General features: G+C 43.1%; 30 protein-coding genes and 1 pseudogene. 5 read left to right on the top strand and 26 right to left on the bottom strand.

Annotated elements, in window-relative coordinates; all coding sequences use genetic code 11:
- Nucleotides 1–4: 4 nt before the first annotated feature.
- The 9 genes from yknW to ABZM97_RS07850 all read right to left on the bottom strand — a co-directional run bounded on the left by yknW (nt 5) and on the right by ABZM97_RS07850 (nt 8,776).
- Nucleotides 5–700, bottom strand: a complete 696-nt coding sequence (gene yknW, locus ABZM97_RS07890) for a toxin SDP protection protein YknW (RefSeq protein WP_087992226.1) — start codon at nt 698–700, stop codon at nt 5–7.
- 113 nt (nt 701–813) lie between these two features.
- Nucleotides 814–2,628 carry an ABC transporter ATP-binding protein gene (locus tag ABZM97_RS07885; RefSeq protein ID WP_202328621.1) on the bottom strand — a complete coding sequence of 605 codons (1,815 nt, stop codon included), beginning with the start codon at nt 2,626–2,628 and terminating at the stop codon, nt 814–816.
- A 9-nt stretch (nt 2,629–2,637) separates the two neighbouring features.
- Nucleotides 2,638–4,395 (bottom strand): ABC transporter ATP-binding protein, encoded by a 1,758-nt coding sequence (locus ABZM97_RS07880; RefSeq protein WP_253269052.1) that lies wholly within the window; start codon nt 4,393–4,395, stop codon nt 2,638–2,640.
- Nucleotides 4,396–4,615: 220 nt separating this feature from the next.
- Complete coding sequence (gene moaD / locus ABZM97_RS07875) at nt 4,616–4,849, bottom strand: molybdopterin converting factor subunit 1 (RefSeq protein ID WP_087992229.1); 234 nt, start codon at nt 4,847–4,849, stop codon at nt 4,616–4,618.
- Nucleotides 4,842–5,315 (bottom strand): molybdenum cofactor biosynthesis protein MoaE, encoded by a 474-nt coding sequence (locus tag ABZM97_RS07870; RefSeq protein ID WP_202328620.1) that lies wholly within the window; start codon nt 5,313–5,315, stop codon nt 4,842–4,844. The genes moaD and ABZM97_RS07870 overlap by 8 nt, the downstream gene beginning before the upstream one ends.
- Nucleotides 5,315–5,836 carry a molybdopterin-guanine dinucleotide biosynthesis protein B gene (gene mobB, locus ABZM97_RS07865; protein ID WP_202328619.1) on the bottom strand — a complete coding sequence of 174 codons (522 nt, stop codon included), beginning with the start codon at nt 5,834–5,836 and terminating at the stop codon, nt 5,315–5,317. The genes ABZM97_RS07870 and mobB overlap by 1 nt, the downstream gene beginning before the upstream one ends.
- Complete coding sequence (gene glp, locus ABZM97_RS07860; RefSeq protein ID WP_087992232.1) at nt 5,797–7,089, bottom strand: gephyrin-like molybdotransferase Glp; 1,293 nt, start codon at nt 7,087–7,089, stop codon at nt 5,797–5,799. The genes mobB and glp overlap by 40 nt, the downstream gene beginning before the upstream one ends.
- A gap of 17 nt (nt 7,090–7,106) precedes the next feature.
- A complete protein-coding gene (locus tag ABZM97_RS07855; RefSeq protein WP_087992233.1) occupies nt 7,107–8,126 on the bottom strand; it encodes a MoeB/ThiF family adenylyltransferase in 1,020 nt (339 codons plus the stop codon).
- A gap of 50 nt (nt 8,127–8,176) precedes the next feature.
- On the bottom strand, nt 8,177–8,776 hold the full coding sequence (locus ABZM97_RS07850) for a molybdenum cofactor guanylyltransferase (RefSeq protein WP_087992234.1): 600 nt from the start codon (nt 8,774–8,776) through the stop codon (nt 8,177–8,179).
- A gap of 135 nt (nt 8,777–8,911) precedes the next feature.
- Between ABZM97_RS07850 and ABZM97_RS07845 the strand changes: the two genes are divergently transcribed.
- Nucleotides 8,912–9,877, top strand: a complete 966-nt coding sequence (locus tag ABZM97_RS07845; RefSeq protein ID WP_087992235.1) for a sporulation protein — start codon at nt 8,912–8,914, stop codon at nt 9,875–9,877.
- A gap of 42 nt (nt 9,878–9,919) precedes the next feature.
- On the opposite strand, the gene rok is transcribed toward ABZM97_RS07845, so the two are convergent.
- The 3 genes from rok to ahpA form a co-directional block, all read right to left on the bottom strand.
- The gene (rok, locus tag ABZM97_RS07840) at nt 9,920–10,513 is read right to left on the bottom strand and encodes a transcriptional regulator Rok (protein WP_087992236.1); all 594 of its coding nucleotides are present in this window, start codon (nt 10,511–10,513) and stop codon (nt 9,920–9,922) included.
- Nucleotides 10,514–10,963: 450 nt separating this feature from the next.
- Nucleotides 10,964–11,422 (bottom strand): TlpA disulfide reductase family protein, encoded by a 459-nt coding sequence (locus tag ABZM97_RS07835; protein WP_367387371.1) that lies wholly within the window; start codon nt 11,420–11,422, stop codon nt 10,964–10,966.
- Nucleotides 11,423–11,490: 68 nt separating this feature from the next.
- A complete protein-coding gene (gene ahpA / locus ABZM97_RS07830) occupies nt 11,491–12,033 on the bottom strand; it encodes a biofilm-specific peroxidase AhpA (protein WP_087991034.1) in 543 nt (180 codons plus the stop codon).
- A 244-nt stretch (nt 12,034–12,277) separates the two neighbouring features.
- Here ahpA and ABZM97_RS07825 point away from each other — a divergent pair, with 244 nt between their 5' ends.
- Nucleotides 12,278–13,081 (top strand): mechanosensitive ion channel family protein, encoded by an 804-nt coding sequence (locus tag ABZM97_RS07825; RefSeq protein ID WP_087991033.1) that lies wholly within the window; start codon nt 12,278–12,280, stop codon nt 13,079–13,081.
- Between the two features lie 237 nt (nt 13,082–13,318).
- Here the strand turns inward: ABZM97_RS07825 and ABZM97_RS07820 are convergent, their stop codons facing one another.
- The 14 genes and pseudogenes from ABZM97_RS07820 to fadH form a co-directional block, all read right to left on the bottom strand.
- On the bottom strand, nt 13,319–13,564 hold the full coding sequence (locus ABZM97_RS07820) for a YkuS family protein (RefSeq protein ID WP_087991032.1): 246 nt from the start codon (nt 13,562–13,564) through the stop codon (nt 13,319–13,321).
- A gap of 61 nt (nt 13,565–13,625) precedes the next feature.
- On the bottom strand, nt 13,626–14,750 hold the full coding sequence (locus ABZM97_RS07815; RefSeq protein ID WP_087991031.1) for an N-acetyldiaminopimelate deacetylase: 1,125 nt from the start codon (nt 14,748–14,750) through the stop codon (nt 13,626–13,628).
- 70 nt (nt 14,751–14,820) lie between these two features.
- A complete protein-coding gene (gene dapD / locus ABZM97_RS07810) occupies nt 14,821–15,531 on the bottom strand; it encodes a 2,3,4,5-tetrahydropyridine-2,6-dicarboxylate N-acetyltransferase (protein ID WP_087991030.1) in 711 nt (236 codons plus the stop codon).
- A gap of 104 nt (nt 15,532–15,635) precedes the next feature.
- Nucleotides 15,636–16,091, bottom strand: coding sequence for a flavodoxin (locus ABZM97_RS07805; RefSeq protein WP_202328617.1), 456 nt, complete (start codon nt 16,089–16,091; stop codon nt 15,636–15,638).
- A 15-nt stretch (nt 16,092–16,106) separates the two neighbouring features.
- Nucleotides 16,107–17,000: a hypothetical protein gene (locus ABZM97_RS07800; protein ID WP_087991028.1), complete on the bottom strand. Its 894-nt coding sequence runs from the start codon at nt 16,998–17,000 to the stop codon at nt 16,107–16,109.
- On the bottom strand, nt 16,990–17,466 hold the full coding sequence (locus ABZM97_RS07795; protein WP_087991027.1) for a flavodoxin: 477 nt from the start codon (nt 17,464–17,466) through the stop codon (nt 16,990–16,992). Before ABZM97_RS07795 ends, ABZM97_RS07800 begins: the two co-directional genes overlap by 11 nt.
- A 111-nt stretch (nt 17,467–17,577) precedes the next feature.
- Nucleotides 17,578–18,459, bottom strand: a complete 882-nt coding sequence (gene ccpC / locus ABZM97_RS07790; RefSeq protein WP_087991026.1) for a transcriptional regulator CcpC — start codon at nt 18,457–18,459, stop codon at nt 17,578–17,580.
- A 146-nt stretch (nt 18,460–18,605) separates the two neighbouring features.
- Entirely contained in the window at nt 18,606–19,049 is a 444-nt protein-coding gene (gene cbpB, locus ABZM97_RS07785) for a cyclic-di-AMP-binding protein CbpB (RefSeq protein WP_010328502.1), read from the bottom strand.
- 138 nt (nt 19,050–19,187) lie between these two features.
- Nucleotides 19,188–19,385 (bottom strand): AbrB antirepressor AbbA, encoded by a 198-nt coding sequence (abbA, locus tag ABZM97_RS07780; RefSeq protein ID WP_010886502.1) that lies wholly within the window; start codon nt 19,383–19,385, stop codon nt 19,188–19,190.
- 133 nt (nt 19,386–19,518) lie between these two features.
- Nucleotides 19,519–20,037: a ribonuclease H-like YkuK family protein gene (locus ABZM97_RS07775; RefSeq protein ID WP_087991024.1), complete on the bottom strand. Its 519-nt coding sequence runs from the start codon at nt 20,035–20,037 to the stop codon at nt 19,519–19,521.
- 110 nt (nt 20,038–20,147) lie between these two features.
- Nucleotides 20,148–20,387: a YkuJ family protein gene (locus tag ABZM97_RS07770; RefSeq protein ID WP_003218671.1), complete on the bottom strand. Its 240-nt coding sequence runs from the start codon at nt 20,385–20,387 to the stop codon at nt 20,148–20,150.
- Between the two features lie 384 nt (nt 20,388–20,771).
- Nucleotides 20,772–20,893, bottom strand: a pseudogene (locus ABZM97_RS07765) (manganese catalase family protein); the annotation flags it as partial.
- A gap of 295 nt (nt 20,894–21,188) precedes the next feature.
- Nucleotides 21,189–22,412, bottom strand: a complete 1,224-nt coding sequence (locus tag ABZM97_RS07760; protein ID WP_367387370.1) for an EAL-associated domain-containing protein — start codon at nt 22,410–22,412, stop codon at nt 21,189–21,191.
- 63 nt (nt 22,413–22,475) lie between these two features.
- Complete coding sequence (gene fadH, locus ABZM97_RS07755; RefSeq protein ID WP_087991022.1) at nt 22,476–23,240, bottom strand: 2,4-dienoyl-CoA reductase; 765 nt, start codon at nt 23,238–23,240, stop codon at nt 22,476–22,478.
- Nucleotides 23,241–23,382: 142 nt separating this feature from the next.
- On the opposite strand from fadH, the gene ABZM97_RS07750 reads away from it, so the two are divergent.
- The 3 genes from ABZM97_RS07750 (at nt 23,383) to ABZM97_RS07740 (ending at nt 26,163) form a co-directional block, all read left to right on the top strand.
- Complete coding sequence (locus ABZM97_RS07750) at nt 23,383–24,243, top strand: metallophosphoesterase (protein ID WP_087991021.1); 861 nt, start codon at nt 23,383–23,385, stop codon at nt 24,241–24,243.
- A gap of 57 nt (nt 24,244–24,300) precedes the next feature.
- Nucleotides 24,301–24,795 carry a L,D-transpeptidase family protein gene (locus tag ABZM97_RS07745; protein WP_087991048.1) on the top strand — a complete coding sequence of 165 codons (495 nt, stop codon included), beginning with the start codon at nt 24,301–24,303 and terminating at the stop codon, nt 24,793–24,795.
- Nucleotides 24,796–24,870: 75 nt separating this feature from the next.
- Nucleotides 24,871–26,163: an MFS transporter gene (locus tag ABZM97_RS07740; RefSeq protein WP_087991020.1), complete on the top strand. Its 1,293-nt coding sequence runs from the start codon at nt 24,871–24,873 to the stop codon at nt 26,161–26,163.
- Nucleotides 26,164–26,270 lie beyond the last annotated feature (107 nt).

Here is a 26,270-nt window from a genome sequence, read left to right as displayed (position 1 = left end):
GAGTTTATGCACCCGCCGCAGAATTGATTAAACCTGAAAAGAACGAAAATGCAACTAAAATTCCGAAAAGAACAATCACTGAAATCCATCCTGCTTTTTTTGAGATGCCGCCTGTTTTGTGAAGGCCGATTGCTAATAATACATAGCTCCATATGCTAAATATCTCAAAAGTATTTAACACGCTGGCGAGAGCCCCGTCAGACGGAATAATCCCCGCCAATGATGTCATGCTGTAAAGCGAATTCGTGTCAGTCGTAAAAGCAACGATTCCGTTAACCAATAATCCAAGACTGCTAATCAAAGAGACAAACAGACCGAGAGAAAGCATTTTTTTGTATGTCGTAACTCCGCCTGATAGTTTTACACAGAGCCAATAAATAAGAGGGGCAATAAATAACGCTGCGATACCGCCGAAAATCGCGCCTGCCATTCCTCCAAATTTGGTTATTGTGGCGACAGTTTCAATTTGTTCAGCTGTTAATCCTTGAGTGTCACTGCTTTTCATAAGCTCACTATAATCCGTACCGAGAGATTGCAGCACGGCACCGACGATGATAATGGCTGCAACAATAAATAGCGGTCCCCATACAGCCGGTCTTTCTCTTATTCTTTCAAATTGAACGGACGGATTTGTGATCACTCCAAAAAGTGACGGCTTTTCAGTCGCCGTTGCGTTGTTTTTTTCTACATTTGTTTCCATTTCAAAACCTCCTTGAGAATGTCTAACAGATAATACGAGAGTGATAGCGAAAAGTTTCATGTTTTTCTAATAAATTTCCAAAAGCCTTCAATCTATACTGAAGGCTTTTTATATTATTTTATCTCTGTGCTGTATTGCGCTTTTACGAGCCCGGCATAAATGCCCCCTTTAGCAAGCAGTTGCTCATGGTTTCCTTCTTCCATTTTCTTGCCGTGATCAAGCACAATGATGCGGTCGGCATCGCGGATCGTGGATAATCTGTGGGCGATCATCACTGCTGTACGCCCTTTCAGCAGGGTTTTTAAAGCCTGTTGAATTTTCACCTCCGTCTCTGTATCAATACTTGCCGTTGCTTCGTCGAGGATGATAATAGCTGGATCGGCGAGCAATGCTCTTGCAAACGAAATGAGCTGGCGCTGTCCGGCAGACAGTACGCTGCCCCTTTCCTCCACCTCTGTTTCGTACCCTTCTCTTAAACCAGAGATAAACTCATCCGCTCCGACCGCTCGGGCTGCTTTCATCACTTCTTCGTCTGAAGCACCCGGCCGGCCGAAACGAATATTTTCCATGATGGTCCCGGAGAAAATAAATGTATCTTGCAGCACAATGCTGATTTGAGAGCGCAAACCGGCAAGGGAAAGATCCTGAATCGGAATACCGTCTATTTTTATGGTGCCTCCCGCGGCATCATAAAAACGGCTGATTAAATTGGCGATCGTCGTTTTCCCGCTCCCCGTATGCCCGACAAGCGCAAGCGTCGACCCCGCCGGAATAGAGAAGGAAACAGCGCGGAGGGCTTTTCGTTTTTCATCATACGAAAATTCAACCTCTTCGAAGCTGATCTCCCCATTTATTTTTTGCTTATGAATCGCGTCCCGCTTCTCTTTGACATTTGGCTGTTCGTCCAGAAACTCAAAAATGCGCTCAGATGACGCCATCCCCATTAACAGCTGGTTATAGACCTGGCCCAGTCTCGAAATAGGTTCCCAAAACATGCCGAGATAGAAGGCAAAAGAAACGAAGACGCCAATCGTGATGGTTTCATTCATGATGAGTGTGGCGCCATACCAAATCAACACACCCGTTCCAATCGCATTCGTCATTTCTACCAGCGGACGGAACATGGCGTTTTTTCTTGTGGCTTCCTGCCATGATTGATAGTTCTCCTGATTGACGCCGTCAAAATACGCCATGTTTTCTTCTTCCTGCGTAAATGCCTGTGTGACACGGATGCCCTGAATGCTTTCGTTCAAATGAGAGTTCAGCTTTGATTGCTTTAGACGCACCTTTTGCCAGGAGCGGCGTATTTTTTTTCTGAGACTTGTTGAAATAAAAAACATAATCGGCAGTGTCACCATAATGGCTATGGTCAGCTCAGGACTCAGCGTAAACAAAATGATCATAACGCCGGCCAGAAGCAGCAAGTCGGTCAATAAGTTGATGACTCCGCTTGTAAAGAGCTCCTGAAGAGAGTTAATGTCATTCATAATCCTGACCAAAATAGATCCAGCCGACCGCTGATCAAAAAATCGGTGGGATAAGCGCTGCACATGAGTAAACAAATGCTGGCGCAAGTCGTAAATCACATGCTGGCCAAGCTGATTCATCCATCTGATTCTTAACACATTGGCGGCATAATTAAGGACGTATAAACCGCTAATGATGAAAATGAGCTGGATCAGCAGCTCCGAGTTTTTCTCTGCAATGGCTTGATCGAGAACATACACGCCGATCAGAATGGGGATCACAAGCTTCACAGCAGTCCCAATCAAAACGGTGAGAAAAGAAAGCGGCAAAATGGTTTTTCGATATGGTTTGACATAGCCCAGCAGCCGCCACATTTGAGCCCAGTTAAACGGCTTTTCAATGATTTCATCTGAAGAATAATAGAAACGCTCCAAAATTCCTTGTTTTTTTGCTTGTTTCATAAGTCCTCCCTATCCGACCTGATGCGGCTCATTGATCATTTTGGCATCACGGTATTGCAAATCGTATATCTTTTGATAGTAGCCGCCTTTTTCGAGAAGCTCATGATGTGTTCCCCTTTCACAAATGCGCCCTTTATCAAAAACGAGAATTTCATCGGCATGTTTCAGTGAAGAAATGCGGTGAGCGATGATAAAGGTTGTGCGGTTTTTCATGACTTCTTTTAAAGCAAGCTGTATGCTGTGCTCAGTTTGCATGTCTACTGCGCTTGTGGCGTCATCCAATATTAAAATGCCCGGGTTCAAACAAATGGCTCTCGCAATGGCGATACGCTGTTTCTGTCCGCCGGAAAGCCCCATTCCCCTCTCTCCCAGCATAGTGTCATATCCATCAGGAAGCTCCATAATAAAGTCGTGTGCCTGAGCACTTTTTGCCGCTTCGATGATGTCTTCCATTGATGCATTCGGCCTCCCGTACGAAATGTTTGATCGAATTGTAGATGAAAACAGAAAAGATTCTTGAAGAACGACCCCGATATTGGAGCGAAGGGTTTTTAACGAGTAATCAGTGATAGGTTTATCATCAATCGTAATCATTCCGCCAACAGGACTGTAAAATCTGGTGAGGAGCTGTGTAACTGAGCTTTTGCCTGAACCTGTAGGGCCCAATAGTCCGATTACCTTCCCGCTGTTTGCCTCAAAACTGACATTGCATAGCGCGTTTATTTGTTCTTTACCGTATGCAAGAGAAACATTTTTGAATAGGACATCTCCTGTTAATTTTTGTTTATGCAAAGCGTGGGCATGGTCTGTGATGTCTTCTTCTTTTTCGAGAATTTCCAGCAGGCGTTCACCTGACGCTTTTGCTTGAGAGAACATATTGATGACAAAACCTAAGTTCATAATCGGCCACATCATATAATTGACAAGGCTGAAAAAAGCGACAAGCTCACCGGGATTGAGCTGGTTCTGCATAACCAAGTAGCCGCCGTAGGAGAGGAGAGCCACAATACAAACATTACCGATGAACTCCATTAAAGGGAAATACGCAGACCAGATGGATGATGTTTGTAAATACTGTGTTCTGTATTCCGCATTGGCCTTATTGAATGTGCTGATCTGAAAATCTTCTCTTGATAGAGATTTAACCGTATTGATGCCGCTGATATTTTCCTGGACTTTTGTGTTGAGTTTCGCAAACGACTTGCGAATTCCTCTGAAGGCGGGATGGACTCTTTTGTCGAACTGATATACCGCAACAGCGAGAAATGGCAGAACAGCGATTGTTACAAGCGTAAGAGGAACAGAATAGTAAAACATGACCGAAAGGCTGATGGCGACCAGCAGACCGAATCGAATGAGTTCAGCTAAACCATATGATAAGAAAAAACGAAGCCCCTCAACGTCAGCTGTCAGTCTGGACATCAAATCACCTGTTTTCGCGTTATCATAATAAGAAAAAGAAAGCCTCTGCAGTTTTTCATACAGGCCATTTCTCAGCCGATAAACGGATTTGATGCCGAACATATCTCCTAAATATTGATGAAAAAAAGTGGCGGTTCCTTTCAGGGCCATTACCGCAATAAAACCTAAGCTGACCCATGCTGCAAGCTGATACTGCCTCCCCAGCACGATTTCATCAATCGTGATTTGCAGGATAATCGGGTAAACGACAGTAATCACAGTCATAAAAAGCATGGCCAGAAGCGACCACATAAACACCTTTCTGTAAGGCCAATAAAACATTTTTAATCTTTTAAATATCTCCATATTCAGCACCTTTCCATTTATTATCATCTTTACTATATCGATACCCGAAATAAATTTCTATTGTTTTTTTAAAATTCAGTCTAATGATGGGGTGAGTCTCTTACTTTATAGGGAGTTACGTATGTAAAATAAACGCTTACAGAAAATCATTGTATGCTGGGGGTGCTTGGGAATATGCGAATGAAATACAAAAAACCGGACGGCTGAATGCCGTCCGGTCTCATCCCCCGCTGACAGGCGGAATGATGGCTACCGTGTCCCTTGAAGATACGGAGGTATTTTCTTTTACATAGCTTTCATTAACGGCAATCATAGCTGTATCAATCGATTCGAGGCCGTATTGTTCTTTTAAACTCGCTTTTATTTCGTCTGTCGTTGCTTGTTCCATATCTATTTCCAATGCTTGTGTGCCGGCCTGTTCCGCAAGCCCTGCAAATAAAAGAATTTTAATCATGCCGCTCTCCCTCGCTTAAATCTGGTTTTCCGTTCGGATAAGCTGTTGTTTCAAGCTGGTCGCCGATCCATTGCTCACCATCTTCCCAAATTTCTTTTTTCCAAATCGGCACAATCTGTTTGATTCGTTCGATCGCATATTCATTGGCCTCATAAGCAGCTTTTCGATGGGGAGAGGATACAGCGATCACAACCGCCGCTTCACCGATATCCAGCACACCTATACGATGTGTGATCGCGGCTGAAGCACCTTCCCATTTTTCTTCGATTTCAGTACCGATTTGAGCCAGCATTTGCACAGCCATCGGTTCATATGCCTCATATTCAAGCCGAACCGTTCTTTTTCCGTTTGTCCATTCCCGAACCGTACCAATAAATGTGGTAATTGCCCCGACTTCCCGTTTCTCCACTTTTTTGATGATATCTTCCGTAATAATGGGTGTTTTTGTGACCTCAAACCGTTCCATTACGCCGATTCCCCCTTCAGCTGTGAAAGCACAAAATCCACAGCAACCGGATCATCCGCATGAAAAACGGGTAATCCATGGCGCTCTGTCATATGCTCTTTTTTCCTATAGATGATGGCGATTGTATTGACTGCCTGCAGTGCTTCTAGATCTTCCTTTTCGTTTAGTAAAACCACTTTAGGATAAGGGGCTTTTTTAAAGCCTTCAATCAGAAGGCAGTCTATTTCGAGAAACCAATATAACTCGATCAGGCGCGGCAAATCCCATTTGCGGCGGGCTGTCAGCTGCAACACACCAGCACCTTCTACTGCTGTCACACCAGCACCTGCCGCTTGGTAACGATCAGTATCTTTTCCTTTAGTGAATGTTTGCGGTTCACCGCCGTGACCGTGATGCTTCAAGCAGCCTAAATTGAGCCCCTGTTCTGAGGCCTTTTCCAGAATACGCTCGATAAACGTTGTTTTCCCGCTGTTCTGAAATCCTACGACTTGGACGATTGGGAAAGGGCGGACCAAGGCCATTCACTTCCATTCTCTTCTCTGATGAGCAGCGCTTGAACCGTTCTGCCTGATTCATATCCTCTCGTGCCGCCCGGCAGGATAATAAACGCATTTGCTTCTGCAAGTGACGTGACGGAGCTGGACTTATCCAATCCGACGGGTTCCGCCAACAGCTTTCCTTCCTGATGGTACACGAAAGCACGAACAAATCGGGTAAATGGGTTCGGCTTTGGGAAATCCTTGGTCAAAACCGCTTCCGCACAAATCGAATGCGGTTTTTCATTGAGCAGCCATGTCTGGATCATTGGTTTGACAAACAGTTCAAAGCCGACATAACATGCTGACGGATTACCTGACAGGCCAAACAGCAGCATATCGTTTGCATGCGCCACCGTTGTCACGCTGCCCGGGCGCATGGCAACTTTATTAAAGAGCACGTCCGCTCCGAGTTTTTCATAGATCGCAGGCAAAAAGTCAAAATCACCCACTGACACACCGCCAGTTGTGATCAGAAAATCAACCTTTTTCATCGCTTCTTCGACCGCGGCAAAGCTTTTATCCAGATCATCAGAAATTTTCCCTAGATAAAGCGGTGTTGCGCCTGCTTCAATTACTTGCGCATACACCGTGCTGGCATTGCTGTTGCGAATTTTCCCCGGCTCCAGCGGATCACTGACATTCAGCAATTCGGTGCCAGTTGCAATAATCCCGACAACAGGCTTTCTCACGACAGGAACAGATGCGTATCCGAAGGTTGCCAAAAGCGCAGTCACTCCTGGTGTCACTCTGGTGCCTTTTCTCAATAAAACGCTCCCTTTTTGGGCGTCTTCACCTGTTTTTGAAATATTGTCTCCCGGCTGAAAGCGACGTTTTAAAGACATAAACGCCTTCCCATTCTCTTCAAAGGTTTGAGTCAGCTCAATCATGACGACAGCATCTGCTCCCTCGGGAATTTGCGCGCCAGTCATAATCCGCACGGCCTGAAACGGGCCAAGTTCTTTTTCAGATACAGCTCCCGCTCCAATATGGTCAATGACCTCAAACCGAACGGGGTTCTCACGTGAAGCTTCAGCCGTATCGCACGCTCTGACAGCAAAACCGTCGTATGGCGAACGGTCAAATGCGGGTACGTGGTGATCCGCTGTTACATCTTCAGCTAAAAATCGATGAAGGCTGCCTTCAAGCTCCACCCATTCTGTTTCCCCTTGTTTTTGAAAATGGCTGACACGCCGAACTGCCTCGTCTACCGGAATTGGTGTTCTTTTCTCCAGCATTCTGACCCCTCCTGTTGTTACAATCCAATTACTCTTGCCAACACGGAATTGGCTTCTTTCACATCATTTGTTCCATGCACCAGTGCCCGTCCGTCATTGAAAATGACGATTCTGAAATCCTCGTAAAAAATATGCAGCAAAAACGCATTGGCCTCGACCTTGCCGATTGTTTTCAGCCGCCCGATGAGCTCCTGTTTCGGAATTCTTTTTAATGACTCCGACCTTATCTGGACTGTATCACGGCCGCACAGTACAGCGGCTTTTGGTGTGTTCCAGTCTTGGAGATAAGGATAAACCGCTTGTGCTCCGCAAGACGGGCAATCCTCACGGCGCACATGATTAACGTTAATCTTCATATGCGAGTTGTTCCAAACATCGAATGTCACAAACCCATGCTGTATCGCTTTTGTTTGCCCTGTTAACAGTTTTAAAGCCTCAGCCTGCTGATAGGCCGAAACGATATGCACAGCGGGCGGAATAATGCCGGCAGTATCACACGTCGCCCCGCCGACAGGAATTTGTTCAAACAAACAAGACAGACATGGGGTTTCTCCCGGAACAATCGTCATGAACATCCCTTGGCTGCTTACACAAGCGCCATAGACCCACGGTGTCTTTGTTTTCTGGGCAAGATCGTTTATCAGCATGCGGGTTTCAAAATTATCTGTCGCGTCGATAACGACATCTGCTTTTTCAATCAGCGGCCCGAGCGTTTCGGCTGTTCCTTCGGTAGCATATGCCTCAATATGTATTCCGCTGTTAATCGCTGATAGATGCGCTTTGGCAGCCATGGCTTTCGGCATGCGGAGCTTGGCGTCGCTTTCTGTATAAAGCTGCTGCCTTTGCAGATTGCTCCACTCCACATAGTCACGGTCAATGATTGTAATGGCACCGACCCCCGCTCTCGAAAGCCCTTCAGCTCCTGCAGTCCCGAGCGCTCCTGCACCGACAACCAGCACATGGCTGTCTGCCAGTCTTTTCTGGCCCTCTTCCCCTATTTGCTTAAATCTAATTTGCCGCGAATAACGCTCCTCCATCAAACCTGTTCTCCTTATCTTTTATGTCATCTTAACATGTTTTTGCCCCATCAGTCCCGCCTGAAGGAGTCCGTTTTTTCTTCCAAACAGCTGAAATCATCACGTGTATTCACGTTGATAAACTCCGCCGGGTTGGCTCCAATTTCTTCAGCCTGTACGTAACAAACCGAAATTCGGCCTAACAAATCTGATATTCTTAATCTCTTCTCAGAAAGCTGATCATATAGAATGGGCATGATTCGTTTATGGTAAATTGCAATCAACGGCTGCTCCCGTCCGTCTGAAATCGGGACGATCGCGTCTGTACCGGGAGTCATCAGACGCTCGAGCTCCAGCATCGTCCTTCTTTGGATCAGCGGCGTGTCACAGGAAAGCACAGTATAAAGCTCGCCGTCTGTCTTTTTAAAAGAGGTATATATACCAGCCAATGGCCCCATGCCTTGAAATGGCTCAGCATCTTGATACACTTCATTTTCACCGTTTTCTTGAAATCTATCAATAAACTCAGGACGGCTGATGATAACCGCATGTTCTCCAAGCGCCTTTTTGGCCCATTCGTATAACATCCTGCCCCTCCATTTCACAAACGCCTTCGGTTCTCCAAAGCGCCGTGAGGCTCCTCCTGCCAGCAGTACGTTTATATGCTCCATATCATCTCACCCCTATTTCGTTAAAAGCATAGCAAAAGCAAGGTCCCAACGCCACTGCTTGTCTGTTTATTAAAGAGGAATAGCTGTTCAGTATTTGCATATTGTAGTGTTAACATCATGAGGGAGATGGTTCGAATGAAAAGATCAGGTCCTTTTTTCCATGACGTGTCTCAGGAGAACCTTTATTTAAAATCAGAGCTTTCAAGATGCCATAAGCTGATTTCCGAACTTGAAGCAACCTACTTCCATCAGAAAAATAACAAACTGCTCAAAGAAAATAACGATATGAAAGAAAAACTTCAGCAGCTGTCTGCCGAATTAACACAAATGTCAACGAAAGAAAAACACGCCTTCCACACCAGCCAAACCCTGCATCAAATAAGAGCTGAACTGCTTGATAAAATCGTTGCGTTGCAAGAGCTCCTTTCTGCTGAAACCTATAAACGCAAAGCCGAAATTGAAGAAAAACATAAACTTCATATTGCTAAAATTAAAATGGAAGAAGAAAATAAAAATCTGCAAAAACGACTCAGCCATCTTCAGGCCTCTATTGAGCAGGAACAGAACGCATTGCTTCAGGCAAAACAGCAAACTGAAAAGATAAAAACCGAAAACGGACGTCTAAAAGAGCAAATGGCAGAAAAAGAATATCAGCTAAAACATATTAAAATAGAAGTCGATCATATGAAAGATCGAATCATAGAAACGAAAGAAAGGCTGCTCGAAATAGAAAAAACAAAAGAAAAATTATTTCACGAAACTATTATATCGTATAAACGGCAGCTTGATGAAAGTGATGCCTGGATTGCTTCTCATTTTGCCGATATTGATGGCGGCACGAAACAAAAAGAAAAAACGGAAGAAGAAGCTCCAGCGGTCTACGAGCAGCCAAATCATGTAGATACTATACTTGAAGATGTCACCAAACAGATACATGCGCTTCAAAAACAGCTCGCCCGCGCCCAATCATCAGATCAGGCCATGAGCCATACAATCGAAGAACTGAAAAGCAGAGCCGCTGAGGAAAAGCCCTATCAAAAATGGGTCTATAAGCTTAATCTTGAAAGAGAAACCAAATCTTCACAGAAAAAAAACCAATAAAAAAACTGCTTGCGCACTATGCCAAGCAGTTTTTCTGTATGTTTATCCATTTGCTGATTCTGCAGATTCAGCTGATTCTGCAGGTTCGATTTCGCCTTCTAAAATGTACTGGCCGCGATACGGCTTTTTCACTTCCGGATACATTTTAATTAAGCTTTGCATGAATGTTGTCATATTAGGGATTTCAAGACCGCTTTCTTTTTCAATCTCTTTTTGAAGCTCGGAGCTCTTAATCGCCGCGTTGTGGCGTTTTAAGGTTTTAATGGCAGCTTCGCGCAGCTTAGCTGCTTTTGATCCGGGTCTTGCCGTTCCTCTTCTTCTTCGTGTTGTTCCGTCTGGTATACCGGCAGGAAGGGAGGAAGCAGATTGAAGCTGAGGCTGAACAGACTGCTGCTGTGAGTGCGGCTGATAGCTTCTGATTTCCTGAGCCGCAAGCTCAGCGAGAACCGGCAAAGAGTCAGGTTTTTTTTCAGAACGAAAATCCTTTTTGATTTCGGAAGGGCTTCCATTTCTGTCCAGCTCTCTTAATTTTGCGTATATTTTATCACGTTCGATTTGATATTCACGAATGACTTTCACTTCAGCTTCATTTAATTGTTCTAACCGCAAGCGCAAAGCTTCTCTTTCATTAAACATTCCTCAATGTACCCCCTATCAAAATTAACATCTTTAATTAAGATATTAGATTACAAAAGTAATTTTATCAACTATTATTTTAGCATTTTACTATTATATTTACTCTATGAAAAATTCCTTATTTTCTGAAAAAAAATCAACTTTTCAAAAGAGTCCTTTATTCTCAAGGGATTAAGCGTCTTTCAAGTTCATTTGGTATAATGTTGAAAATATATATTTTACTTACTTCTTTAATGAAATTTAGTGTATTATCTACAATTTTCGAGTTATGGCATATGAAATTTATCTAAAATTGTGGAAAAACATAAAAAATCAGCTGTTTTTTTAGCGTATCAATCCAATAAATCACCTTTCACTACGCCCATATTTGGAAAAATAAGCTTCTTACCTTTCCGATTACTTTCTTGTACAAATAAAAAAACCTGATGAGATCAGGTTTTTTATGAAGAATTATTCAGAATCCTGTTCTGTTTCAGACAGAACGCGGTTCACACGTTTTTCAAGCATTTTCATCCCGCTCCCGCCAGCTTGAAAGTGACGGAGCTGTCCTGATTTATCAAACACATAGTATGCAGGCACATAATCATTTTCAAATGCATCAGTTAAAGCATGATCACTGTCGACAAAAATCGGCTGAGTGATATCATGTTCATCAGCTATTTCTTTAATTTTGCCGAGGTCAAGGTCATCCTCGGAACGAGGCATATGCACAGCTACAACGTTCAGTTTATCTTGATATTGATCACGAAATACATTCACTTGCGGCATCGCTTCTTTACATAGATGGCAGCTGATGGACCAGAAATGAATAAGTGTCGGTTTATCTCCGATCAATTGCTCTCTCGTTACTTCACCATTGAACCAAGCTTTTTCTCCAGTCAATTCAGGCATTGGATGACGTAATTTCATTGCTTTACCCTCCTATTAAACAAAAGGCCTAACGAATATGTTAGACCTTTTTTCCTTCTTAGAAAGAATTAAAGTGTTTTTTGGCCCGGTTTCCAGTTGGCCGGACAGAGTCCGCCAGTTTGCAGCGCTTGTAGAACACGTAGCGTTTCATCAACGTCCCGGCCAATGTTGTTATGGAAAACAGTTTGATATTGGAGCTCGCCTTCAGGATTGATAATAAACAATCCGCGCAGAGCCACCCCTTCTTCTTCAATTAAAACGCCATATTCACGGGATACCTCGTGGTTAGTATCAGCCGCAAGCGGATATTTCAGCTGGCCAAGACCATTTTCTTTACGGTCCGTATTAATCCACGCCAAATGAGTATGGATAGTATCAGTTGAAACTCCGATTACTTCTGCATCAAGATCTTCAAATTCGTCATAGCGGTCAGACATTGCTGTAATTTCCGTCGGACAAACGAAAGTGAAGTCCATTGGATAGAAGAACAGCACTGTCCATTTGTCGTTTTTCATGTTTTCCTCAAGACTTACTTTGCCAAATTCTTTACTTGCAAGGACTGCTTCCATTTCAAAACGAGAAGCTTGTTTACCTACCATACGCTCTGCCATATGTATCCCTCCAATTTATAGTTTGGCTTAAAAGCCGGAATCACATGATAATAAAGGGTGTTTACCCATATTTCGTTAACAACATCACAATGCCCATTATAAAGGAGCAGATTTTGCGAGTCAATTTTTAACAAATTATAGATATCTTTGGCTGGGACATTTTTGAATAAACAGTTTAACATGGTCAAACATGGGGTAACAAATCTCAATACGCAGTAATCACTTCAGAAAAAGGAGCTCCAACATGGATTTTATTAAACAATACGATTGGGCGGGACTTATTACAAATGCCAGTGTTCTGCTCGTTAAACTCGTCATTATGATCTTTCTCTACTTTATTGTTCGATCATTTAGCATGAAAATTATAAAGCATCTGTTTGCAAAATTCGAGGATCAGAACAGCTTGTCTAAAGGACGTGCATATACGCTCCAAAGTCTGACTTTTAACATATTTTCTTACATATTGATTTTTATATTCTTCGTCATGGTTCTGGATTTGTTTCATTACAATCCAAGCGCTCTTTTAGCGGGAGCAGGAATTGTCGGACTGGCTGTCGGATTTGGCGCTCAAGGGCTTGTCAGCGACATTGTGACAGGTTTTTTTATTCTGCTTGAAAAACAATTGGATGTCGGAGATTATATTACGGTTTCCACCTTTGACGGGATTGTCGAACAGGTTGGCTTAAGAACAACTCAAATCCGCAGCTTTGACGGAACACTGCATTACATCCCAAATAGAAACATTACAAACGTAAGCAATCATTCCCGGGGAATCATGCAGGCACTGGTTGATATCAAAGTGCCGGCTGAAAGAAACATTGATGAAACGATTCACATTTTACAGCAAGTATGCGATGAAACGGCAGCCGCTCTTCCGCAAATAAAAGAAGGACCTAATGTCATTGGGATTCAAGAACTGGGTACTTCCGAAATTGTGATCAGAGTCATTGCCAAAACAGAAAATATGGAGCAGTGGCGAGTCGAGCGAGTGCTGCGAAAGGAAATAAAAACCGCTCTTGACCGCGCTTTTCCTAAAGAAACAGAGTAAATAAAAGAACCGAAGCTTTTCGCTTCGGTTTCAGCGTGTCGACAAACCCTCGCATTCGTTGTCAGTCCTGCGCGTTGGTGCTCACGAATTCCTACATTCGCTGTGCTCCAATGCTCGTCCTTCCTAGACTTCAAAGATTTTCAATCACGCTGAAAAGATGACAAAATGCTAAAATGAAAACCGTTTTAGCATTTTGTCAACAATCTGGAACCGAAGCTTTTTGCTTCGGTTTTTATTTTACTGAATTCTGCTTTCAACTTCGCTGCAAATTTCTTCAGCAGTCATCCCGGAAGCTGTAATGACAGGTGCTTGTGTTACCGTATCGGCTATGCCTTGCACATTATGATCAAGACCTGTTACGACACAGCAGTCACAGCCTTTTGCATCGTCAGGGCTTTTCATCATGACAACGTCATATCCTTTTTCTTTTAATGCGGCTTCTACATCTGATAACGATTGTTCAATTCCAATTTTTTTTGCCATTATTGAACACCTCCGCTTACTAGAGTGCTCATTTCTTGGAATTTTATTCTTTCATTTGTACTTAATTGGCATAAACAGAAAAATAACCTGTCATAACGTTAACCGCTGTTTCTATCGCATTTTCATCGGGATTCAGCTTTGCGTGATGAAGCCCATGTTCAGAGTCAGCACCTAACCAGAACATGAAGCCGGGATATTTTTTCAGCATGTAGCCAAAATCCTCTCCAGTCATTGCTTCTTTTGCTTCGATTACTGTTGCCAGTTCATGTTCAGCAACAAAAGACATAAATTCTTCTGTCAGTCCGCTCGTATTGTAAACTTGGTGATACACAGACGGATATGTCACTTTTCCTTTGCAGCGGAATCCGATTTCGATTCCTTTCACTATAGCTTCAATCCGTTCCTTTACCTGTTTCATCGATTCTTCAGAAAGCGTGCGGATCGTGCCTTCCAAGTGAGCTGTTTCCGCAATAATATTTTGTGCCGAGCCTCCTGTAATGGTACCCACCGTAATAACCGCGCTGTCCAGCGGATCTGTGTTTCTAGAGATGATCGTTTGCAGCTGTGTGACGAGTGTGCTTGCTGCTACAACCATGTCTTCGGCTAAGTGCGGATAGGCCGCATGTCCCCCTTTTCCTTCCAGATCGATGACAAGCTCTGATGTATTCGCAAAAAGGAGTCCGCTTTTTGTCGCGATCGTGCCCACGGGCAGCTCTGGAGCAATATGCAGTGCGGTGATAACATCAGGCTGCCACTTTTTTAACACATCACTCTCAAGCATTGGTTCCGCGCCGCCAGGTCCTTCCTCTGCCGGCTGAAACAGAAAGAGCAAATCATGTTTTACCGGGTTGTTAATAAAATGGTCAATAATGCCGAGTGCAATCGTCATATGCAAATCGTGGCCGCAGGCGTGCATGTTGCCGTGATGCTCTGATGCGTATGGAAGACCGGTCTGCTCTTCAATGGAAAGCGCATCGATATCCGCTCTATATGCCAGCATTTTTTCCGGCGCTGTCCCGTTCACCTTTACAAAAAGCCCTGTTCGCCATTTCTCAATTTCAATTCTGTCTTGCGGATATTGTTCCAATACATTTAATAAATACTGCTGGGTTTTGAACTCCTGAAATCCAAGCTCCGGTATACGGTGCAGATCTCTGCGGATTGCAATGAGCTCCTCTTTCTTCATTTTCATTCCTCCTGCCTATACGAATAAGGCGTGGATATATCATCCACGCCTTTTTTCATCAAACGATTTGTTACAGCTGGCGTAATTCCTGTTTGATCTCAGTTTTGCCTTTTGTTTTCTCATCAATGTCTTTGATTTTTTTAGCAGGTGTTCCCGCAACGACAGTATATGGCTCAACATCGTTTACGACGATCGCGCCCGCAGCAACAACGGCTCCTTTACCTACTGTTACGCCTTCAAGAACAACAGCATTTGCGCCGATCACAACATCGTCTTCAATGACAACCGGTTGAGCGGATGGCGGCTCAATAACGCCCGCAAGTACTGAACCCGCTCCGATATGGCAGTTTTTACCGACAGTAGCTCGTCCGCCAAGGACAACGTTCATATCAATCATTGTACCTTCGCCAATGACTGAACCGATATTGATAGAGGCACCCATCATGATGACTGCATTATCACCGATTTCAACTTGGTCACGAATGATCGCGCCCGGCTCGATACGCGCTTTGATATTTTTAAGGTCAAGCATTGGAATCGCAGAATTGCGGCGGTCATTTTCAACCACATAGTCTTCGATTTTGCTTTGATTTTCTTCAATTGCTGTTTGGATTTCGCTCCATTCACCGAAAACGACACCAGTGTTTCCGTTGATAAAAGCTTTCGCAGATTCGCCGAAATTGATTCCTTCCAGCTCACCCTTCACGTAAACCTTTACAGGTGTAGATTTTGTACTATTTTGAATAAATGAAATAATTTCATTTGCGTCCATCATTTTCATATGTAAAGTCCTCCTCCTGATTTTCTACCTCATTACTGTATCAAAGGAAAGATGCAAAGACAAGAAAAAAAGGAACAGCCGCTTTAGCAGTTCCCATTGGGCGATTAGACAGCGCATCCGCTTTTCTTTGCGAATTGTCTCCCGAACTCCATTAATTCTTCCTCTTCTTCACCTTCTGGATTATTTTCGATTTTAACTGAAGGCAGCACAATTTCGCCTCCGCGTTCTTTTATTTTTGCTTCGAGCGTATCAACTGCTCCGCAGAAAAATTCATATGCAGTATCACCGGAACCGAATACAGCACATGATTTGCCGGAAAAATCAATCTCATCCATGTCTTCAGCAAGGTCTAAAAATTCATCAGGCAGATCTCCGTCTCCCCACGTATAGGTTCCCATAATAATATGATCATATTCGTTTAACAGCTGTGCATCATCAATATCCATCGCTTCGAAACGGTCTGCTTCCGCTTCCGCCTCTTGAAGCCCCTTCTCAATCAAATCTGCCATTGCTTCAGTGTTGCCTGACATTGTTGCATAAACGAGCAAAATCTTTCCCAATTCTATTTTCCTCCTCTAATGAATCATTGCTGAAACTTCGTACGGCTGGACAAATTTACATTCATACAAGCCTGCACAAAAGAAATTCTCTTTCCGATTGGCCACTCTCCATCCATGCCCCTTAACGGTATCGAACCATTTCAACGACCTGGCTCCGAGATCAGCCTGGTAAATTCTCGAATAACCATTTTCATCTTGCGTTGTAGTAACATATATAATTCCATCATCCTCTGAAATATCAAGGAATGATTCTTCTTTTCTAATCATGCTGGATTGTATAGTGAATTCTTCGTCAGTCAACATATTCCGTACAGTGACAGCACCGTGCTTTCCTTTCACAGACCCCATCGCCGCCACCAGCCATTTTTCATTGAACACGAGCATGGATGCCGTCATCCGGGTTTCTTCTTTTTTAACGATTTGGACAGTGCCACGTTTAAAATCGTAAGCCCAAATGCCTCCAAAATATTTGTGTATTTGCGTGCCGATAAAAAGACTGCCGCCGTGCAGACACAACGAACGAATAACAGGCGGGTGATCAAATTCTGCAAAAGGTTTGGCTACGCGCCACGAAACCCCAAAATCATCCGATACATAAACGCAATGCTTGCCGTGAGCGCAGACAACCCCGTCGTTTCGGCCGGTAATCGCCCACACTGCTGCATTTGTCGGAAAACTCGATATCGTCCAGGTTTTCCCTTCGTCAGACGAGCGAATCACCGTTCCCTTTTCACCGACGCCAAATAAGTAAGGCCCTATGTAACTGATGCAATGTATTTTGCTTTTCAAACGAAAAAGCTTTCTCCAGCCCTGCTCCAAAGAATAATGAAAAATGCCTTCTCTTTGTACCGCCACAAAATAACCAGAAAATACCGATGCTGTGACAGCAGTCGCTCCTTTATGAAACATGGATTTTTTCCTTGTTCAAATAATCTGCCCATGCAAGAAAACCTCTCGCAAACGCTCGGCAGCTTTCCACATCCTCCTCTGTTTCAGGCGCCAGTTCGACTTTCAAAGTTTCCTGATAAACAGCAGCCCCCGCCTCTTGCAGCATGGCACTAAACAAATTAACCGCCTCACAAAACTTTGGATAAGAATAATCGCCAGATCCGAAGCAGGCTGTTTTTAAGCCATTAAGCTGAAGCTGTTTGACCTCTTCAAAAAAGTCCTCCGCTTCGTAAGGCAAATCGCCGTCTCCCCATGTATAGGTGCCAATCAGCACGTAATCATAGGAGGTCAGAGCAGATACATCCGCGTCATCTATCTCGATGCAGTCAATGTCCAACTCATATTCCTGAAATGTATCTCTTATAACAGCCGCAATGTCTTCTGTATTTCCTGACATACTGGCATATGTAATCAAGGCTTTAGCCATGTTATCACCTCATCAATTGATAATGATTTTCAATATCATATGTATCACTTTAAATGATAATGATTTTCATTGTCAATATACAAATTAAAAAAGACAGCATATCGCTGTCTTTTAAAATGGATTTTCTTGATCCAACATATCCTTTATGACTTGAACAAAAGCTTGAACTTGCTTCAGCTCAAAGGCAGGTTCATAGCCTAATAGCCATGTATCCCGCCCAATCGGATGCTCTTTTGTGTCTAACAGAGGCATTTTATTGACTTTATCTTCGTTTTGAAGAGTAACTGACGGCAAAATGGCATAACCGATTCCATGCAGCGCCATCTGTTTGCACGTTTCAATCTGATCAACCAATATCGTCTGTTTTGGCGACGTTTTAAATTTTTGATGCCACCAGTGCTGAATTTCCTGAAAATAAGTGCTGTCACTTTTAAACTGGATAAACGGCCGTTCTGTATGGGCAATATCTTCGATGCAGGAAATTTCAGTGTCCACTAAATACAGGTGATCTGTCATTAAGTAATCTTTACGGCCCTTCCACTCAGGGTTTCCTCTTATAATGCCGATATGAACCTGATCCTCATATAAACTTTTCAGCATTTCGCTGCTCCAGCCGGTAATAAGCGAGACCTTTGCGTTCGGGTACTTTTCCACATACGTCTTCAGGACTTTAGGGAGCCAATGCTGGCCGATTATCGAGGCGACAGCAAGCTTCAATGTGCCGTGAATTTCACCTTCGAGCTCATCAATATTTTCTCTTATTCTTTCCTGCTCTAACGTTGCATCATTCGCAAACTGAATGATTTTCTCACCGGCTGGGGTTACCGTTAATCCTTTTTGAGACCGTAAAAAGATTTTTGTGCCCCACGCCTTTTCAATCGTTTGTAAACGCTGAGATAAAGCCGGCTGAGATACAAAAAGCCGATCCGCCGCCTTTCTCATATTTAACTCCTCAGCTAAAACTACGAGCATATGAAGCTCTTGAAGCTGCATGTCGTCCTCCTTTTTATGATCAATAAGTTTTTCTTATCTCCCATTCTAATAAACTCTCTGGGGCTGATTCAAGTCCTTTTCCGGTTTAAAATATGTATGCGCTTTCTTTGTTGCTCTGCCAATATAATGAAAATAGGCCGCAAAGCCTACTTATTCAATGATCGTATGTGTTTATTTAACTCCTTTAATACCACTCTTCTCGTGAAAATCCCTTCAAACACCTGTTCATCATTTTCAACACAGACAAATCCGTTATTAATGACCATGCTGAATCCCTTCATAATTGGATCATTTATATGGAGGCGCGGAATGTCTGTCAGCATAACTTCCTCAACCGTAATCTGGTCAAGCTTTTCAAACTCAATTCGCTCAAGCCCAAAAATGCTGTTCATAATCATATTTGTACCGATTAAACCATGTAAACGATAGGAAGCATCTAGAACCGGGATGGCTGTGTATCCGGTTTTTGTCAACACTAATAACGCGTGCTCAAGGTTGTTGCCGACTTGAACGTGCGCTACTTTGTCCGCCTCAATCATAAATTGTCCGACTGTTGCCTCAAGAAGCTGGTCTGATTGTAAGCTTATCATGTTTTCGACCCCTTTTCATTTTCATCAACAATACATTCCCTATACTACAATAATATAAGCTTTATCAATAATTGTCGAAAAGTTTCCTTTCAATAAAAAAGATACTCTTTATACGAGTATCAATTATAGAGTGCTCCATTAATTTTCAAATCGAAATCGGTCGTATAGTGTTACAAGTTTTTTGTAGGTGGTTCCGTCAACGTTTTTGGTTCCTGTCTCTATATCGTTGATCTCACTGCTTAAAAGCTCGATAGCATACTCATGGTTGATCAGGATATTCAGCAGAAGTTTTTGTTCTTCTTCTGTAAATCGTTCACCGATAAGACTCATTCGCAATCAGGCCCCCTGTTTTATACTGAATACCTCTGAAAGCAAGACAACTTACTTTCAGCTCTACCGCTAGAATAAGTAATCAGAAAACAAACGTCAACCGCATAATTCGACAATTCCCTTGGCTTTTCAGCCGGAATTATTTTGTGAAACGATTTGCATAGCTGAAGGCAGTGTATGAATCCGGTTTAATTTTTGCCTCTATCCCCATGGAAGTGATGCGTCCTGTCATTTCTTGAATCAGTTCTTTTGTAAGCCCTTTTTTCCCAATATCCAAGTGGACCTCAAAGGTAAGATCCGCTCCCTCACCGGTAAAGGGCAGGAGCAGATCGGTAATATCCATTAAGTGTCCATCAAGAATATAAGCGGCCGTTTCTTGGCTGTACGCCGTTTCTAACGAAATCTTCTCCCGAAGGCTATGTATGGGTCTGTCGACTGTATGATTTTTCAAGCAGCCCCAAGCTCCCTTGCCTGTACGATGCAAATGCAATGCGGTAATAAACTTTGTGTAATCGCGGTAAACCTGTGAATCAGTTCCAATAGATAACACATAGGAGGAACGGGGGTCCTTTCGAATAAAGGCTTTAAGCCGTTCCATCACATCTTGAAAGGTCATCTGTGCTTCTGAAAGATTATAAAACAGAAAAGAATCAGCCATGCCGACACTCCTTTTCAAGGATTTACAACCATGAAACAAGTATGTTCCTTATCGTTTATTGCGATTACTTTTTGCAGAAGCGAGAGCTGGTTCCCCCTATTTCAGGAATCTTACTGAAGAAGTTCAAAGATTTCGATGGAAACCATGTCGATATTATCAAACGGATATGTGTTAGGTTTTTCACCTTTTTGGAAAACCGTCAGCTCAAACGTTTGATTTTTTTCGAAATATTTAACACTGCATATTTTCTCACCATTTACTTCGAAATAACGCTGCATTGGCTCGTTAGCCGCTTCCGCTGTTTCTTGCAGACTTTGCAGCCGTGTGATGATACCCATTAATTGTGACATTCTAAAAAAAGACTCCTTTCAAAAAGCAACTTCAAATCAACAAGTATTTATTATAATACAAGTTCTATTGAGCATCATACCATAAAGTCGGACAGGATGGCATTTTCCCTGCTGAATTTAAGAAAAGAAAAAAAGTGAAAAAACTATTTTTAATTAGTTTGAGGCTTTTTTTGAATGTCATGCACACAATTATGATTTTTTTGATATACCCTCAGAATCAAAAAGCCTATTTGCAACTTCCTAAACATTTTCTTTTGATATTCCTGATGCAAATTCCTCCGGCGTTCTCTGAAATCTGAAATCGGCCCGCCCTTTTGGAGTCCTTCTAGGTTAAACTCTTGGACCCGTCATACTGGAGATACGAGATCGTAAAACAGTTTTTCATGTCTTCTTGCTTCGAAAGTTAAACGACTTGAACATGTAATGATTCAGAGTGGCATCACGGCGAATTCGCCGCCTAATAGACCTTGCACGGCCGCTGCCGCATTGGCATCGGGGTGTTCGGGCGCGGTAAAATCAAAGCTACAGCCCGCAGCTCCTAATTACCATTTCTGTTCCTCCGGCGTTCAACGTTTTCCACTAGTAAGATTTATTGTTTCAGTGGATTGTCTTATGCTTTGGTAAATAAAAAAAACTTGGCGGGGGTAGCGCCAAGCTTTTTCGGATCTTGATCTGATAGAGGGGTTGGGGAACAGAGAGTAGGTTCTCTCTATAAACAAATGATAATGATTATCAGTATCAATGTCAATCGTTTTTACATATTTTTTTCAATTTAATAAAAAAAAACGGCCTTTCAGCCGCTTAAATCAACCCATCCTGCTCATATAAATAAGAATAGGGCAAGTCTATAAATAAATACATCTGATGATCCATCGGATACGAAAACGTTCTGATCATTTCACCTGTTTCCAAATCACTGTACAGATCACTGAAAAACCCTTTTCTGAGATTTCTCATTCTCATAATGTTCTCCAGAAAATAAGGACGCCAGCTCCAATTCTTTTCCGCGTATTCCGGCTGGTAAATCCATTCTCCATCTTGTTTAAACACATTTCCCGTCAGCTGATCGCCTTCTTCATCACACATGTAAATTCTAAAGCTGCAATCTGTCAGCTCTTCCGCCAGCTTTTTAATAAAGTCATCATCAGAAGACAGATTGTTTTTTCTTAAAGATGTCACAGCTTGATGCACTCGTTTGTAAAACTGTTCAGAGTGCTCATGGACGGTTTCAAGCTTCTTTTTCTCATGTGTAATAAATTGGTGAAATTCAGTCTTAAGTCTTCGCTTCAATACATCTCTCTCTAGAAACTTTTCAGATGGAGACAACAAGTAATACCCCTGAAAATAGCGGCCTCCGTTTCTCCAAGCGTACTGAAGCTGGAAGTTCGCTTCAATGTCTTCAAACAGCAGCGCCGCACCGATTTTTCTCGCTAATAAAGATATACTGTACAGCACATGCTCATATGACGGTGACGGCTGTGATACTTTCAGCGCCTGCAAATCGATTTTTAACAGATCTGGTGAAAGCAGTGCGATTCTGTCCAGGTTGCTGCTTTCTTTCCCGATGTTATCAACTGCGATTTTAATTCCGTATGTACGATAGTAGGCAAGCATATGGTAGAGCTGTTCCATATCCCCTTCAAAATTGTGCTCCGTAATTTCAAGCACAAAACGATGAAGTTCGATTCCCTTTGCTTCATACTCTTTCAAAAGCTCCAGAAAGCTTTCACCATGATCAAGCATCAGCAGATTGGCATCCTGATTCATAAAAATCAGCAGATCAGAATCCGCCTCTAAAAAGCAGTCAAGAGCTTGGCGGATAATTCTGTTATCAACCTCTAATTTATATTCTTCGGGTATCCCAGCGTCTAAAAAGAAGGGACCGAGACTTTGGATTTCCGAATCTGCCAGAATTCGTCCAAGCACCTCATATCCGATGATCTTCTGTTCCTCGGCACTGAAAATCGCCTGGTAATATGGAAGGACATCATCAATGTTCGTTAAAATATCAAGTGGATCCAACATGTTATCACCTGCTTCTCTATCTTTGTCTGATTATACCACATTGAATCCAAAGATTAATATGCTTTAAAACGGATAAGGATTCAGCCATTGCCCTCCATCCATTGTGATACAATCCCCGTTTATATAAGATGCTTCGTCAGAAAGCAAAAACGCAGCCAAAGCGGCGATTTCCTCCGGTGTGCCCAGCCGGCCGAGTGGTACACTGTTCATGGTACGGGTCATCGCTTTTTCCGATTCAAATAGTTTCTCCGCACCGCCTGTTCGTTCAATAGGACCGGGGGCTATCGCGTTTGTGCGGATTCCGTATTGGCTCCCCCACTCCACGGCCAGCGTTCTTGTCAGTGACAATACCCCTGCTTTGGCTGCAGCGGAATGGACGACCCCCGCCCCCGCTCCCCAAGCGTATGTGGCGGCCATATTTAAAATGACACCCTTCTGCTGCTGTTCGATCCAATGTCTGGCTGCAGCTTGGCTGCAAAAGAATGTGCCGTTTAAAACAATCTCAATAACAGCTTTCCATCCATTTGGCGTCAGCTTTTCTGCCGGGCAAATAAAATTTCCGGCCGCATTGTTAATCAGCGCATCAAGCCGGCCAAAGGTTTTTATCGCTTCTGTCATCATGTCTGAAGCGGCTGAATCAGAACGGACATCCATTTGAAAACAGGCGACCTGTCCCTCAAAGGTTTCAATGTCTCGTTTCGTTTCCTCAAGTGCTTCCTCGTTCCTCCCTGTCACCATAACGTACCAGCCTAATTCAGCCTGTTTTTTTGCCATTGCTTTTCCCATGCCGCTTGACCCGCCGGTAATAATAACCGTCTTTTTTTCCATGTTTCTCCCCCTTTGTCATGAATGAGTGTTCATTCAATATTATTCTATCATTATATGCCTGCCTCTGTCAGTACATGCTCACATGAGATTTTTTCAATACAGATGATATAATAGAAAAACTCTATTAAAGGTTGGTTTGAAAATGAAAAAGATGTCCAGAAGGCAATTTTTGAAAGGAACGTTCGGCGCTCTTGCTGCCGGGGCTTTAGCGGCCGGCGGCGGATACGGCTATGCCAGATATCTGGAGCCGCATATGATCGAGACAACCGAACACACAATCAAAAGCTCTCTCATCCCGCACGGATTTGACGGTTTTAAAATCGTGCAGTTTAGTGATACACACTTGAGTGATTCTTTTACTCTTGAAGATTTAAAGACTGTTATCCAGTCAATTAATGAATATAAACCTGATCTCATTGTGTTTACAGGTGATATCATCGATAATCCTGATACGTACCAGCAACATCAGGCAGTCATTCCATTACTGAGAAAACTATACGCGCCCTTTGGCAAGTTATGTGTTTACGGCAATCATGATCACGGAGGCTATGGAACTGCCGTTTACAAAAGCCTGATGACGGCCGGCGGTTTTACGGTATACCGCAATGGGTATGAAACATTGTCGCTTGCAGATGGCAGCGAAATCGAGATTGCGTCACTTGATGACTTAATGCTAGGAAGCCCGGACTATGAAGGCATCCTTTCAAGGCTAAGCGACAGACTTTTTTCTATTCTGCTCGTCCATGAGCCTGATGCAGCGTTAAAAACAACAGGCTATCCGGTGAATCTTCAGCTTTCCGGACATACACACGGCGGCCAGATTCAGCTTCCTTTTTACGGCCCGATTATTACGCCTCCTTATGGAAAGGTCTACACAGAGGGAATGTATCAAACAGGCAGCACTCATATTTACGTAAACCGAGGCCTCGGGATGACCAGACTGCCTTTGCGGTTTCTAGCCAAGCCTGAAATCACTGTCTTTACCTTAAAAAGCGCAAATTAATGTAGCAGGATGGGCTCCTCATCAATACCTATAAGTAAAAAAGAGAGGATGAGGAAACTGCTTACGTACCAAGTAAAGCAAGGTGAAACACTAAACAGCATCGCGGCTGATTTCAGAATCAGCGCCGCTGCATTGCTCAAGGCTAATCCGTCACTGCAGGCAGGGCTCACTGCGGGACAGTCCATTGCCATCCCCGGGCTGCCGGACCCTAATACGATTCCATATCATATATCAGTCTCAATCGGTGCGAAGACCCTTACGCTCTTCCAGAATGATCAAACAATCAAAACCTATCCGATTGCGGTCGGTAAAATACTGACCCAAACACCGACTGGCGAGTTTTATATTATTAATCGGCAGCGTAATCCCGGCGGCCCATTCGGCGCCTATTGGCTAAGCCTTTCTAAGCAGCACTACGGAATACACGGGACGAATAATCCCTCTTCGATTGGCAAGGCTGTCTCTAAAGGCTGCATTCGCATGCATAACAAAGACGTGATCGAACTCGCTTCAATTGTGCCAAACGGAACAAGAGTCACCATTAACCGGTAATGTTTTCTTATTTGTTTCAAAAACAGGCGGTTTATAATATGATAAAGTGGGACCTTTAGGGTAAGGAGCGTTTTTATGGATATATTTAAAAATCGTAATTTTGTTCGTCTATTTTTCGCAGCACTCGCTTCTCAAATGGGCACGACAGTAGGCAACATGGCATTTGCTTTTTTCTTGCTGGACCGCTTCAGCAGCCAACCTTCATATACGACCTTGGCAGAGCTGATGTATTCTCTCCCGACCGTATTTGTATTTCTGATCGTGGGAGTCGTCGCGGACCGGTTTGACAGAAAAAAGGTAGCGGAAAACTGCGATTGGATTAGAGCAGGCCTGACTGTCGTCCTTTTTTTCACTTTATTTACCGGCAATATTCCTCTTGTTTTCTGTATTTTATTTGTCAGAAGCGCTGTAACAAAGTTTTTCTTTCCGGCAGAAAACAGTTTGGTACAAGCCATTCTGCCGAAGGAGCATTATGCGAAAGCGGCTGGGCTTAATCAGATGCTTTTTAGTATTTTTATGGTGTTCGGAGTCGGAATAGGTGCTTTTATGTACAACACAATCGGCATTGAAGGCGCCATTATTCTCGATTTTGTCAGCTTTATCATTTCCGGGCTCCTGATCCGCAGCTGCCGAATTCCAAAGGAAGCCCGACAGCCAAATGGTGCATTCAGCTGGAGAAAAGCTTCTGTTAAAGATTCAATAAATGATTTTAGGGAAGGCATTCTCTATATTTCAAAAAACAAACTGCTGGCATCTCTGATTTTCGGCTTCTTCATTTTTGGATTTGTCAACGGGGGATTCGCCGTATTGCCGATGTTTACAATGAAATATGGATTGGCGCCTGACCGTTATGAATGGCATACGTCTGTATTTACGATCGCACTCGGTTTTGGGCTGCTGGCGGGAAGTGTTATCGGCACAATCATCTCAAAAAAAGTGAAACCTCACTTTTTAATGTCGATACCGATTTTCATTGCGGGTTTGTTGATTTTCGTCCTCGGCTATACAAATGTTTTATGGGTGTATTACGCGGCATCCTTTGCCCTGGGAATGTGCATCGGACCGGTCAACATTGCTATCGGAGGCTGGATGCCAAAGATTGTTCACCCTAAGCTGATGGGACGTGTAAGCGGCTTGCAGGACCCTTTTATGATGTTTGCACAGTCTCTGACACTCGGCTTAGTTGCGCTGTTATTCCCTAAGTTCGTTTCAAACATTGATTATCTTTATTACGGCATGGGCGTTATCACCTTGATTGTTTTTATTTTTTATTTTGTTGCACTGCCAAAATACAGTGCACAGGCTGTGGAAGTGAACGTTCAAGAAGCATTTCAAGAGCAGCCCAAAAAGAAAGCAAAATCTGTATAATATCTGTATAATATAGGTTATAAATGCGCTGTTTTTCTCAGAAAAAAGCGCATTTTTACAATCAATATTTGCATTTCAACTTTAAAAAAGTATAATCTAATCATATA

The organism is Bacillus vallismortis (genome assembly GCF_040784915.1).
In the GTDB taxonomy this organism is placed as follows: Bacteria; Bacillota; Bacilli; order Bacillales; family Bacillaceae; genus Bacillus; species Bacillus subtilis_G.
The sequence above is the reverse complement of the archived record's forward strand: the minus strand, read 5'-3'. Positions and strand labels throughout refer to the sequence as shown.

Bases quoted from the DNA above. Each gene is read 5' to 3' on its own strand.
- ABZM97_RS07750 (WP_087991021.1), top strand. From the start codon at position 23,383: ATGAAAAAGATGTCCAGAAGGCAATTTTTGAAAGGAACGTTCGGCGCT.
- mobB (WP_202328619.1), bottom strand. From the start codon at position 5,836: ATGGCCTTGGTCCGCCCTTTCCCAATCGTCCAAGTCGTAGGATTTCAG.
- dapD (WP_087991030.1), bottom strand. From the start codon at position 15,531: ATGAAAATGATGGACGCAAATGAAATTATTTCATTTATTCAAAATAGT.
- ahpA (WP_087991034.1), bottom strand. From the start codon at position 12,033: ATGGCAGAGCGTATGGTAGGTAAACAAGCTTCTCGTTTTGAAATGGAA.
- ABZM97_RS07800 (WP_087991028.1), bottom strand. From the start codon at position 17,000: ATGTTTCATAAAGGAGCGACTGCTGTCACAGCATCGGTATTTTCTGGT.
- fadH (WP_087991022.1), bottom strand. From the start codon at position 23,240: ATGGAAAAAAAGACGGTTATTATTACCGGCGGGTCAAGCGGCATGGGA.
- ABZM97_RS07870 (WP_202328620.1), bottom strand. From the start codon at position 5,315: ATGGAACGGTTTGAGGTCACAAAAACACCCATTATTACGGAAGATATC.
- ABZM97_RS07845 (WP_087992235.1), top strand. From the start codon at position 8,912: ATGAAAAGATCAGGTCCTTTTTTCCATGACGTGTCTCAGGAGAACCTT.
- ABZM97_RS07825 (WP_087991033.1), top strand. From the start codon at position 12,278: ATGGATTTTATTAAACAATACGATTGGGCGGGACTTATTACAAATGCC.
- moaD (WP_087992229.1), bottom strand. From the start codon at position 4,849: ATGATTAAAATTCTTTTATTTGCAGGGCTTGCGGAACAGGCCGGCACA.
- ABZM97_RS07740 (WP_087991020.1), top strand. From the start codon at position 24,871: ATGGATATATTTAAAAATCGTAATTTTGTTCGTCTATTTTTCGCAGCA.
- ABZM97_RS07885 (WP_202328621.1), bottom strand. From the start codon at position 2,628: ATGAAACAAGCAAAAAAACAAGGAATTTTGGAGCGTTTCTATTATTCT.
- ABZM97_RS07820 (WP_087991032.1), bottom strand. From the start codon at position 13,564: ATGGCAAAAAAAATTGGAATTGAACAATCGTTATCAGATGTAGAAGCC.
- ABZM97_RS07795 (WP_087991027.1), bottom strand. From the start codon at position 17,466: ATGGCTAAAGCCTTGATTACATATGCCAGTATGTCAGGAAATACAGAA.
- ABZM97_RS07760 (WP_367387370.1), bottom strand. From the start codon at position 22,412: ATGTTGGATCCACTTGATATTTTAACGAACATTGATGATGTCCTTCCA.
- ABZM97_RS07850 (WP_087992234.1), bottom strand. From the start codon at position 8,776: ATGGAGCATATAAACGTACTGCTGGCAGGAGGAGCCTCACGGCGCTTT.
- ABZM97_RS07815 (WP_087991031.1), bottom strand. From the start codon at position 14,750: ATGAAGAAAGAGGAGCTCATTGCAATCCGCAGAGATCTGCACCGTATA.
- glp (WP_087992232.1), bottom strand. From the start codon at position 7,089: ATGCTGGAGAAAAGAACACCAATTCCGGTAGACGAGGCAGTTCGGCGT.
- cbpB (WP_010328502.1), bottom strand. From the start codon at position 19,049: ATGATAAGCTTACAATCAGACCAGCTTCTTGAGGCAACAGTCGGACAA.
- ABZM97_RS07880 (WP_253269052.1), bottom strand. From the start codon at position 4,395: ATGGAGATATTTAAAAGATTAAAAATGTTTTATTGGCCTTACAGAAAG.
- rok (WP_087992236.1), bottom strand. From the start codon at position 10,513: ATGTTTAATGAAAGAGAAGCTTTGCGCTTGCGGTTAGAACAATTAAAT.
- ccpC (WP_087991026.1), bottom strand. From the start codon at position 18,459: ATGCAGCTTCAAGAGCTTCATATGCTCGTAGTTTTAGCTGAGGAGTTA.
- yknW (WP_087992226.1), bottom strand. From the start codon at position 700: ATGGAAACAAATGTAGAAAAAAACAACGCAACGGCGACTGAAAAGCCG.
- ABZM97_RS07855 (WP_087992233.1), bottom strand. From the start codon at position 8,126: ATGGAGGAGCGTTATTCGCGGCAAATTAGATTTAAGCAAATAGGGGAA.
- ABZM97_RS07835 (WP_367387371.1), bottom strand. From the start codon at position 11,422: ATGAAATTACGTCATCCAATGCCTGAATTGACTGGAGAAAAAGCTTGG.
- ABZM97_RS07770 (WP_003218671.1), bottom strand. From the start codon at position 20,387: ATGTCACAATTAATGGGTATCATCACACGGCTGCAAAGTCTGCAAGAA.
- ABZM97_RS07775 (WP_087991024.1), bottom strand. From the start codon at position 20,037: ATGGCTGATTCTTTTCTGTTTTATAATCTTTCAGAAGCACAGATGACC.